At 40.2% G+C, this 11,297-nt stretch carries 7 protein-coding genes, 2 pseudogenes and 2 CRISPR repeat arrays (1 of these 11 cut by a window edge); of the genes and pseudogenes, 2 read left to right on the forward strand and 7 right to left on the reverse strand.

The features are described 5' to 3' along the window. Positions 1-102: 102 nt before the first annotated feature. From N1I86_RS03665 to N1I86_RS03685, 5 genes are all read right to left on the reverse strand, one after another. On the reverse strand, positions 103-738 hold the full coding sequence (locus tag N1I86_RS03665) for an FMN-dependent NADH-azoreductase (RefSeq protein WP_270583340.1): 636 nt from the start codon (positions 736-738) through the stop codon (positions 103-105). A gap of 373 nt (positions 739-1,111) precedes the next feature. Beyond that, the gene (locus N1I86_RS03670; RefSeq protein ID WP_327824303.1) at positions 1,112-1,657 is read right to left on the reverse strand and encodes an NADPH-dependent FMN reductase; all 546 of its coding nucleotides are present in this window, start codon (positions 1,655-1,657) and stop codon (positions 1,112-1,114) included. Beyond that, positions 1,654-3,243 (reverse strand): nitrilase-related carbon-nitrogen hydrolase, encoded by a 1,590-nt coding sequence (locus N1I86_RS03675; RefSeq protein WP_341095018.1) that lies wholly within the window; start codon positions 3,241-3,243, stop codon positions 1,654-1,656. Before N1I86_RS03675 ends, N1I86_RS03670 begins: the two co-directional genes overlap by 4 nt. Continuing rightward, positions 3,233-4,201 (reverse strand): AIR synthase related protein, encoded by a 969-nt coding sequence (locus tag N1I86_RS03680; RefSeq protein ID WP_341095020.1) that lies wholly within the window; start codon positions 4,199-4,201, stop codon positions 3,233-3,235. The genes N1I86_RS03675 and N1I86_RS03680 overlap by 11 nt, the downstream gene beginning before the upstream one ends. 410 nt (positions 4,202-4,611) lie before the next feature. Next, positions 4,612-5,340 (reverse strand): methylenetetrahydrofolate reductase, encoded by a 729-nt coding sequence (locus tag N1I86_RS03685; RefSeq protein ID WP_341097246.1) that lies wholly within the window; start codon positions 5,338-5,340, stop codon positions 4,612-4,614. A gap of 137 nt (positions 5,341-5,477) precedes the next feature. Between N1I86_RS03685 and pdxR the strand changes: the two are divergent. Then, a pseudogene (gene pdxR, locus N1I86_RS03690) lies at positions 5,478-6,916 on the forward strand (MocR-like pyridoxine biosynthesis transcription factor PdxR). 46 nt (positions 6,917-6,962) lie between these two features. Here pdxR and N1I86_RS03695 read toward each other — a convergent pair. Continuing rightward, positions 6,963-7,826 (reverse strand): MGDG synthase family glycosyltransferase, encoded by an 864-nt coding sequence (locus tag N1I86_RS03695; protein ID WP_341095022.1) that lies wholly within the window; start codon positions 7,824-7,826, stop codon positions 6,963-6,965. 163 nt (positions 7,827-7,989) lie between these two features. Between N1I86_RS03695 and N1I86_RS03700 the strand changes: the two genes are divergently transcribed. After that, the gene (locus N1I86_RS03700; RefSeq protein ID WP_341095024.1) at positions 7,990-8,838 is read left to right on the forward strand and encodes a metallophosphoesterase; all 849 of its coding nucleotides are present in this window, start codon (positions 7,990-7,992) and stop codon (positions 8,836-8,838) included. 73 nt (positions 8,839-8,911) lie between these two features. After that, positions 8,912-9,212: a CRISPR direct-repeat array (repeat unit 37 nt; unit sequence AGTCATAGTTCCCCTAAGATTATTGCTGTGATATGAT). 163 nt (positions 9,213-9,375) lie between these two features. Here N1I86_RS03700 and N1I86_RS03705 read toward each other — a convergent pair. Continuing rightward, positions 9,376-10,578: pseudogene (locus N1I86_RS03705) on the reverse strand (transposase). A gap of 141 nt (positions 10,579-10,719) precedes the next feature. Beyond that, positions 10,720-11,297: direct repeats of the CRISPR family, unit length 36 nt; unit sequence GTCATAGTTCCCCTAAGATTATTGCTGTGATATGAT; it runs 1,173 nt beyond the window's last position.

Here is an 11,297-nt window from a genome sequence, read left to right on the forward strand (position 1 = left end):
TACTGTCTACTTGACAGGGGGCAGTTCAACATCGCTAAAGAGTATTGAACCAGCCTGTTTTTTCATCTATCGGGTGTGGAAGCAAATGCCTGATGGTTGAAATTAGAATGTATGAGCTAAATCTTTTGCACGAGCAATCGCTTTTTCTTTGATTTCTTGTGCTTTATCAGGCATAGCATTTTGTCCTTCAACAAACAATCCTTCAAAAGAAGGAACGCCAAAGAAATTCATAATCGCTTGTAAATAGCGATGACCCATTTCCATTTCAGCTGCAGGACCTTCTGAATAAATACCTCCGCTAGCTTGGATATGTAACGCTTTTTTATCGGTTAGCAATCCAACGGATCCTTGTTCAGTGTATTTAAATGTTTTTCCTGCTACCGCCACTGCATCAATATATGCTTTCATTACAGGCGGGAATGAAAAATTCCACATTGGAGTAACGAATACATATTTATCTGCAGCTACAAATTGATCGCTTAATTCAGCAAGACGTCCTACTTTTGCTTTTTCTTCTGCAGTCAGTTCTTCAAATCCTTTTCCGGATTGAAGTTTTCCCCATCCGCTGAATACATCGGCGTCAATTTGTGGGATATTTTCTTTGTAAAGGTCAATATGAATGACTTCATCATTCGGATTGACTTCTTTATATGTGTCGATAAACGCTTTACCTACAGCCATGCTGTAAGATTGTGTTTCATCAAGCGGATGTGCTGTGATGTATAAAACTTTTGCCATTTTTGTTCCACCTTTCTTCATTTATATTAAATTAAAGATATTTTATTGTTGTCTTAATAACAGCAATTTCATACCAATGAAATTGTCTCTAAATTAAATATCTTTAATTCGAGATTATAATACCGTACTTTTATTTTTTTGTCTACCATTTTTATTTGGAAAAGAATAATCCGTGTTTTCAAGTAGACATACTTCATTATCGGCAGTATTTAATGAAACTTTACAACTTTTTATACATGTCTGCCACTTTTTAGCCGAAAACTTTTTCATGCATCTTGCATATATACAAACAAAAGGTCCTGCCCCGAATGGCAAGGACCTGCTTTTATACAATAATGATTTTAACAACAATCAAGGAAACATTATTGATCATCTAAATAGAAACCGGGGATAGGGCTTTTGACATAATCACGACCTGCTTTGCTAATCTCTGGATTCGTTCCCTCACTTCTCCATCGATGATGACATTTCTTTCGTTGAAATGTTCCCTATGGGCATAAACATACTCAGGTGCAGTATAAGCTCGAAAGTACCCTGCGATCGGCTTTAATTGATTTTCAATCACTAGAAAATGTTGGTAAGTACCGCCCGTTGCCACAAAGCCGATGACTTTGTTCCGAAAAGCTGTTACCGGTGCTAAGTCCAATAAATTTTTTAATGCACCGGATAAAGAAGCCTGAAAAATCGGTGTCCCGATGATATAGCAATCAGCCGAAGCAATGGCATTTATAGCTTTTTGCGTATCATGGTTGTATTCTGTCAACGGCTTCCCATTGCAAAATTCCAATTGATACTGTCTTAAATCCAATAGCTCTGTATCCAATTCATGGTCGACTTTTTTGGCTTCCTCAAGTACTTGATGAACAAGAGAAGCTGTCTTCGCTCCTATAATCGTTCCTGATATTCCTAATAGTTTCAACGATTTGCACCTGCTTTCGTATAAATAGGATTGCGTACAATGCCATCATACAAATGATGATTCAGTCGTCTAAGAAATGGGCGTCTTCTCACTTTAGCGGTCATATCTGGGGTAAAACGCTGAAATAAAATTTGCGACTCCCCTTCTTTTAAATCGAGCGAAACTTGACTGTGCAAGAATATCATGCTTTTTTCGGACGAAGGAGGTGCGGCCGCTGCCAATATGGCATCATTTTCATATGCCCAGATTCGCTGCATCCAAATATCATAATGTTCATTTCCGTCGGAAGAAGCCGCAATAATATCCGCTCCTTGTTTGGCAAGAACGCGGTAAGATTCAGGGAATAGCATATCCTCTCCTGTAAGAAGCCCAACCCTTGCAAACGGCAGCTCAACGGTCGAAAAAGAGGACTTCACTGAATCGTCTTCTTGATCACTATGAACCTGCGAATATTTCCCAAGACAACCGGAAGGACCGACAAGCAGACTATTAGCTCGACGATTTTCCATTTTCATGGAAGCGACTATATAAACGCTAAATTCGGAAGCGATCTTTTCCAATACATGCTGATAATCATGAAATTGTATCTCTTTTTCAAAAAGGGTGATTTCCGGAAGAATAATGAGGCGATGAGAGCTCGTAAATGTAAACGTTTGTATCATATGACGAAGTTGGTCTTCGATAAAAGAAATGGACTGTTGATACTCCAAAGAAATAGTGAGAATATCAAAAGGCTCCCGTTTAGGCGAAATTCTTGTTTCTCCCTCTTCCCAAAGATAAGTATTGAGCAGAATATCTTGATAAGCTTTCGGTTTTCGATTTTTCAAAATCTGTTTCTGTTGATGGACAGGTAGTTTAATTTCTCCAAATACGATGCCATCTCCCGAAATAAGCGAATCAATCACTTCTCCCGAATGATCAATGACCGCACTTCCCCCGGTGAATCGAGCACCACGCTCAGTTCCCCAACGATTGGCCGCAATCCAATATAATCCGTTTTCTTTAGCTCTTAATCGCCACGTTTTACTTGGCGGCTTGTTTCCTCGGCCAACCCAATTAGTCGGAAAAGCCATGATATCGGCCCCTTTTAAAGCAGCCAGCCTAGCCGGCTCAAAATACATCGCATCCATGCAAATGAGGATGGCGATTCTGCCGATCGGTGTATCAAAAATAGGAATGTCATTTTTTCCTTCTCGCGCCCACCTAGGGTCTGCCGAAAACAAATGGGTTTTTCGATAACTCCCGACAACTCCTTCCGGACCGATTAAAACAGCGGAATTATAAAAGACTCCTGTATTATGATCCTTCTCCGGAATTCCAGTAACAATGTAACAATCATACTGTGACGCAACGGCGGAAAGCATATCTGTTGTCTCTCCCGGAATCGATTCAACAAAGGGGCTAATTTCTTCTCTGTTTTCCCACACGTACCCGCTCGTTGCCATTTCCGGAAACACGATGAGCTTTGCTCCTTGTTTGGCAGCTGCTACGGCCTTTTCAAACATTTGGCGCCGATTTTCATCCAATTGTCCTTGTTCAGGTTCAAATTGAACGGCAGCCACCTTCACTCGAACATCATATTCCATTTTTCCCCACCACCAATGCTTCTTTAGACAAATCAATATAAACGGCGCTTTCTTCTCCTGACGTCACCACAATATTCAAGTTGGATTTCAATTGCCCGACCACGCCGGCGGCAATGCCTTCATCCTGGAAACAACGGATCACTTTTTCCTCATCCTCTTCATTGACCGTTAAAACAAACCCATAACCAGGATACATTTGCAGCCATGTTTCCATTTCTACTGAAGGAGGAATGGGAATGGCCTCTAGGTTGATAACCGCCCCGCATCCTGAATTTTCCGCCAGCATCGCTACAGTTCCGAGTACGCCGGAATTGCTAATATCTCTTGCCGCATAAATAAGCCCAGATTCGGCCAACTTCGGCATTACTTCCAATTTTCTCTGCAACTCCCGAGGCTCCAGCATACTAGTGCTGTTCCACTGTAAATAGTGTTTATACGGGTTTCCGTTTATATCAATGGCAATGATGATGGATTGTCCCGGTTTTCCTTGTGTTGCTCTCAGCACTTGATTGGCTTTCCCGATAATGGCTGTTGCCACTCCGGGTGCTTCCTCCGGGAAAAAGTGTCCTCCCACCATTGGCACTCCAAGTTTGCGGCACCCTTCTGCCATACCCTCCGCAATTAAAACGGACAAGTCTTCATCAGGAGCACTAAGCAGATTCACAATGGCCATCGGCCTGCCGCCCATTGCGTAAATATCGCTTACACTGACAAGCACCGCGCAATATCCTGCCCAAAAAGGCTCTTCTTTGACTAGCTGCGGCAGGATGCCATCACAAGAAAAGAGAAGATATCCATCATCGGTTGTCAAAATCGCCGCATCATCCCCTATGGGATCAAGCACGAAATGAAAATTCCATACATCTTTAAATACGGACAATGGGGGATAAATCGCTTTTTTGCGTTGCAGCACAGCAGTATTTTGCAACTTGCTCATAAGCCTTTGGAATTGGGTCATTTTGTATCATCCTTTTGTAAAAACTATTCTTCGATACATGTGCGTATTCATATGGCGCTCCGAATTTCTTTTCTGCTTCCAGGTTCCATTAACAGACGATAGCGAATCATTCAGTATCAGAAGTGAGTGATCTTGATCATTGATTAGAGATCAAAAACTCCATTTACTGAAAAAAAGACTTTGTCAAAAAGAAGGGAAGTCGTCCCTTCTTTTTGTCGGTATAATCGTATTCAATTGTCCGTATTCATACGACATGATGAATACGATTGTCCTTAAGATTGAGGTTGTTTCCATTATTCACTGGTGTAAAACGGTGATAACTGCCGAACCGCTTGCCTATTCGAAAAATTTTACTGCAAGAAGAATATGGCGACATCTTTTCAAGCATTTCTTACACTTACTCTCTCTTTTCACGAAACAGCTGTTTTTAAAGAAGTGAAACCTGCATTTTCAATAATGGTTCCAATGCTTTCTTCTCCTCCTCCAAGCGGACGAATGTGGATGCCGCGAATTCCTTCAATCTCACGTACTTTCTTCATAATATCCGTGGCGATCTTGAGTCCTTCCTCCCTGTCATTGTGGGCAGCCAATCGTTGTTTCACCCAGTCAGGTACGGCAACCCCCGGTATTTTTAACGCTTTCTCGACGTGAGCAAGGTCACGTAACGGCATAATGCTAGCCATGATGGTGATTCGGTTATGCAGATCGCGACGACGGGCTTCCTCCATCCATTCTTCCAATATATCCAAGTCGAAAACGAGCTGTGTCCGTACAAATTGGGCACCCGCTTCCACTTTTGCTTCGAGACGGTCGATTAATTCTTTCACAGGTTTTCCCACAATATTTTCCACTGTTCCAATCGTCATTTGAGGAGGCTCCTCCATGACAGTGCCGTCAAAAAGCTTTCCTTCTTGAATGAATCGATTCACATATTTCACCAATTCCATCGTCGGAAGATCGTACACTTCCTTAGCATCCGGTTCAGTGCCGACTTTGGCAGGATATCCTCCTAAAATAGTAATGTTGCGAATTCCTAAAGCGGCAAGGCCAAGCAAATCACTTTGAATTCCCAAGCGATTGCGATCACGTAAATTGATTTGAACAATCGGTTCTACGCCTGCCGACCATTTTTTATCCACTCTCAAACCCTTGGTATCACCTAGTTTTTTCTATGAATCAACGAATTTTTTTCAAGGGGAAAGTTGCTTTTTTCTCGGTTTATAATGTTAAATAATATTACACAAAAACAGAATGGCTTGTAACAGGAGGTTTTGCAATGGCATGGAGACCGAATAAATTAAACAAACTGCCATTGTATAAGCAAATTGCCAATTATTTAGAATCCAGAATTATCAACGGAGAGTTTCCACCGGACAGCCGATTGCCTTCTGAACGAGAATTAGCACATCAACTCAATGTGAACAGAAGCACCGTGAATGCTGCTTTTGAAGAGCTGCGTTCGACCGGTCTTGTCAAGCGTATTGTAGGATACGGAACAGTTGTGAATAAAAAAGTATGGAAAAACGGGCACGGTCGAGTGCCAAATTGGGATCAATATGTAAAAGAAGGTTTTGATCAACCAAATAATCCTTTAAACCAGCAAATTTACCGCTATATAGGTTCCGATGATCGACTGATCAATTTTGCGATCGGAGAATTAAGCGCCGATTTATGGCCTGCAAAATTGATGCAGAGCATTTCTGACACCCTGTTCAAAAACGATTTTTTAGGCTATGAAAATGTTCAGGGAAATCTCCAACTGCGCGAAGCCATTTCCGATCATCTGAAACCATACCGTCAAATTGAATCCACCCCTTCTTCCATTCTAATTACATCAGGAGCTCAGCAAGCCATTCATCTTATTATCCGCGGACTGCTCCATCCCGGAGATTCGGTGGCAATCGAAGATCCTTCCTATGCTTATTCATTACCTATTTTTCATTCTAAAGGGCTCAACACCCATTTTATTCCAGTTCATAAGAATGGAATCGATCCTGAACAGATCATTGCTATACACAAAAAGCATCGTCTCAAAATGTTATTTTTAAATCCTACTTATCACAATCCGACTGGTGTTTCCTTAGACCTCGATAAAAGGAAGAAAGTGATGGATATATGCACGAAATATGGAATCGCCATTGTCGAAGATGATCCATACAGCCTTCTCGGCTATCATCAACCTCCCGCACCTACATTGAAATCCATGGATCAAGAAGGCCTCGTTCTTTATGTTAGTTCTTTAGCCAAAATCGTCGCATCAGGACTTCGAATTGGATGGATTTTAGGGCCGCAAAATGTCATTAACCGACTAACGGACGTTAAACAACAAATGGATTTTGGACAGCCGAATTTACCGCAATGGATTGCCGCTAATCTATTACGATCTGAGCATTTCAATGAACATATTGAGAACTTGAAGATAGAATTGAAGAAAAAAAGAGATTTAACCATTGAGTCATTGCAGAAAGAATTAAACGACAACATCTATTTTCTCATTCCAAAGAGAGGCATTCATTTATGGTGCAAAATACAAAATGAACAAATAGATGAAAAAGTATTATTTCAACAAGCCGTGAAAAACGGAATGGTTTTCACCCTGGAAATACACTAGGCTCTCATCGTAGATATATAAGGTTCACTTACGGTCGTGTCAATACAGATTCCATTACAGAAGGAATTCAGCAGTTTGCGAAAGCACTGAAGACATTGATGTAGATGCTTTGAAGGGAAACTTCCATCAGTGAAGGTTTATTTTCGTCCTTCACTGATGGTTCAAAAGGCATTCACTCACCGTTACACCGCCGGGTTTCGTGATAATGGCATCCGCTTTGTCGTACAAATCGTTCATTTGCTCTCTGGATTGAATATACTCTAAGGGGGTAATGTTGTTTTTACGCAGCTTTTGGATTTTTTGAAACAATCGTTTATTTGTACCGCACAATATATAAAAATGAAATTTGTTGTCACCTTTAATCTTGGAAATTAAATCTTCTATTGGTCCGACGCCCAAACTTCCGCCTGTAATGAGAATGGATAAACGTAACGGTGGTTCAAAGCTTTTTTGTTCTCGTGGTTTTAAAATTTTAGGATGTGTGGGAATGCCTGTGAGAAAAATCCGGTTTTCTTTTACTCCTTTTTGCTTCAAAAATTCTTTAGTTTCGTATGTAGGTGCAAAGTGATAGTCAATATGCCGTATTCCCCAAACATGATGAATAAAATAATCTGTATAAACATTAATAATAGGGATCGATATTTCTCCTTTTTCTTTTAAAGAATTTAACAGATAAGACGGAAGAGCATGGGTGCAGACTATGAGATCAGGCTGTTTTTCCACTAAAAGTCTTCTCATTTGTTTTAAAAATAATCGTTCGTAAAGTCGGAAGCGTTGGTTTTCGGATAGGTTGTTATACACATTGTTGCGGTATATCCTGCCGTAAAGATCAGGGAAGGCTTTAATCCATTTCAGATATGTTCCGGAAACTAGACATTCTATTTTCCCGTAGCTGTAAGAAAGAATATCGGCTACCTCAAAATGGATAGGAGGCTGTTTTTCTTCCATCCCTTCAATCAATGCTTTAGCAGCTTGATAATGACCTGATGGAATTTGCAAAAATGGCAAAAACAAGATTTTTTCCGTCGTTCCATATCACACCTCTAATAGTCTCATAATATACCTGCTTTTTTCTTTTCCTGTTTTTTGTTAAAAACCTCCATGTCAATTGTTCCATCAATTACCCATGAGAAATGAAGTTATTTCTCTGTATAATGAAAGAGCGGGGGTGACAATTTTGAAATTTATTTTTTTCGGAATAGTTTTTTTTCTCTATTGGTTGATTCAGCGGGCATATAAAAATACGAAAGATGTTGTGTTTAATAAAATTGTGATCGGCGAAAAACATGATTATGGAGATTCACAAGTTTTAAATATCTTGCAGCTTTCAGATCTTCATCTTGAAAATATCTCCATTCCCCCAGATGAGCTATATGAAACGTTAAAGGATGAAAAAATCGACCTGATTGCATTAACGGGAGATTTCCTCGACCGCAAGCGAACCATCCCAAAGCTTGGTCCATATTTAGAATCCCTTCGTCAATTAAAGGCAAAATACGGAATGTACGCTGTGTTGGGGAATCACGATTATATTTTGAAGGAAAATGATTTACAGCAGCTTGTCCATACTCTTGAACAATACGACGTCATCGTTCTTCAAAACGATCACAAACAGATCATCGTAAACGGAAAAACGGTCAATATTATTGGGATTGATGATTTCTGTACCAGACGCAGCAATCTGGTCTCTTCTTATACAAACTTGCCTGACGGAATAAACCTGGTGTTAACTCATGACCCCAATATTGTCCTTCATATGAAAAAATTCCATTTTGACTATTTATTGGCCGGCCATTTCCATGGCGGACAAATCTGTTATCCTAAAGCCTATCATCTATTGAAAATGGGGAAATTGGCCAGGATGAACATGATAAAAGGCTTACACCTATATGAAGGAAAACCTTTTTATATCAATGAAGGACTTGGCCAAACAGGAGTAAATCTCCGGATTGGAAGCAGGCCGGAAATCACATTGCATCGATTCTCCCTTTCATCCGTAAAAACCGAGACTTTACCTGCCATATAAGCCGGACTGTTAACATAAGGTTAAGATTATTGCTGTGATATGATATGCGCTCAGCTTTACTATGCAGCCCTGCAGTCATAGTTCCCCTAAGATTATTGCTGTGATATGATTCTTCTGGCAGCTGATAAGCATAAGGTAAAGTCATAGTTCCCCTAAGATTATTGCTGTGATATGATCAACTTTAAACTCGCCAGGCTTCCGTCCAAGTCATAGTTCCCCTAAGATTATTGCTGTGATATGATACTAAACTTGCAACGTAATTTAAACCATAAGTCATAGTTCCCCTAAGATTATTGCTGTGATATGATCAGGAGGCGGGATATTGATGAACATCTACAGTCATAGTTCCCCTAAGATTATTGCTGTGATATGATGGAAAACGTCGTATTTATTTGAGCATTTTGCAAAATTAGATTTTTTGGATAAAAGTATAAAAAATAAAGCACTCGACAAATAGCTACCAGCATGTTATTTTACAAAATATTACAATAATCTTGTTTTCGGGCATACCTACAGAATTTTTCACATTGAATTTTTTTAAGCGGCTTTCTTCCCTTTATTTTCCTTTGCCATCGCTAGCGCTGAAACAAGTAATACAATAGCGTTCAGGTAAATATGGGTCTTTACTTTTTCAATTCCCCATACATGTAGGGAGTTCGCCGTAAGGTAGCTTTTCATTCTTGAATTACAGCGTTCTACACTTGTCCTCTCGTTGTAAAGCTCTTTCCAACGTTTTGTATCACGGTGCGGATTGGAATATCGGCGCACATCCTTTTTGATGTCGACTTTTACCACCATTCCATAGTTGGAAGATGAACAGGCTGCCATTCCTAATGGGCAATCCACTTTGCCGGTTGCGTGAGGACATCTGAACTTGAGCTGGTCCTTATCAGCTCCCCAATAAGTCATTTCATAACCCATGGAACAACGCGGAGTTCCATTGGAAGAAATCCCTTCAGGAGGCTCTTTTTCGTTGCGCAAATTGAGCGGGATAATGGCTTGCGCTCCAATGTTTTTGGCTGATTCATAGTTTTTTAGTTGGTCATATCCGCCATCCATGATCAGAAATTCAATTTTGGATTTGGTACGCTCTGCCACTTGCTCTATTCATTCTGGTGCGACTTCTCCATCGTTCACATGGGCAGGGGTTACTTTTATGGCCATTGGCAGTTCGCTTGCGGTATCGACTGAAAGATGCATCTTATAGCCAAACCAGGTAATTTTATTGCCGAAGGAATCATATTTTGCGCCCCAATTGGCATTACCCGTTTGTTCACTACGCTTTTTGGGCTGTTTCTTTTCATAGGCATCAATGGCGGCACTGTCGATGGCCTGGTGGCTGCCGTCAATTATTCCTTCCTCCTGAGCTAACTGTACCAAGTCAAGGAAGATCTTTTCAGCCAGCTTTTTTTTGGTAAGTGCCGCAAAAACCCGGCTGAGAGTGGAGATAGACGGTGCGGGGCGATCAATCGATAAACCGCATTGATAACGGAAACGAAGGTCTTTATCCAATCGATGATGAAGGGCGGTAAAGGTGTCGATGCCTTCGAGTGGGGCAGCGATGAGAGCCCTTAGAATCCCTTCTCTGGAATGACCGTCAGCCCCTCGGGGTGAAGAACTTCTCAACTGTTTAGCATAAGGGCGTAAATCAAGCGAGCTAAAAAAGATAGGTAATTTCTCTTTTGACTCTAATTTTTGCAGTTCTTCAAAGGAAAATAGGCTTTCTTGTAGAATATACAAAGTGACTTCCTCCTTTTGAATTTTTGTGCTTTCGTCACTTCAAAAATTCTACATTTTAGGGGTGAAGTCCTTTTTTGTGTCTTTGAAATCCTTATGGCTCTTGGGTCAAAAAATATGCAAAATGCTCATTTCAATGAGTACGTCATAGTTCCCCTAAGATTATTGCTGTGATATGATAAGAGCCACTGTATAAATCCACACGTTTATGTCATAGTTCCCCTAAGATTATTGCTGTGATATGATTTTTCCATGAGTTTATTGACGGTTCTAGTGTCATAGTTCCCCTAAGATTATTGCTGTGATATGATAAAAATCGTTGGTTTTTTCCCGCCAAAAAAGTCATAGTTCCCCTAAGATTATTGCTGTGATATGATAAAAATCGTTGGTTTTTTCCCGCCAAAAAAGTCATAGTTCCCCTAAGATTATTGCTGTGATATGATCAAATCCCTGTCATGATGTGTCTCACAATTGTCATAGTTCCCCTAAGATTATTGCTGTGATATGATTCAAAGCACATCAAATGATTATATCTTAAAGTCATAGTTCCCCTAAGATTATTGCTGTGATATGATAAAACAAAATAAAATTCACACAGAATGGACGTCATAGTTCCCCTAAGATTATTGCTGTGATATGATTAAGGTAAACTTTCATAAAGCAACAGATAAGTCATAGTTCCCCTAAGATTATTGCTGTGATATGATTCATTCCGTTTAACC

Source organism: Bacillus sp. FSL W8-0116, assembly GCF_038003825.1.
GTDB lineage: Bacteria > Bacillota > Bacilli > Bacillales > DSM-4216 > Bacillus_O > Bacillus_O smithii.

Bases quoted from the DNA above. Each gene is read 5' to 3' on its own strand.
- N1I86_RS03665 (WP_270583340.1), bottom strand. From the start codon at position 738: ATGGCAAAAGTTTTATACATCACAGCACATCCGCTTGATGAAACACAA.
- N1I86_RS03675 (WP_341095018.1), bottom strand. From the start codon at position 3,243: ATGGAATATGATGTTCGAGTGAAGGTGGCTGCCGTTCAATTTGAACCT.
- N1I86_RS03680 (WP_341095020.1), bottom strand. From the start codon at position 4,201: ATGACCCAATTCCAAAGGCTTATGAGCAAGTTGCAAAATACTGCTGTG.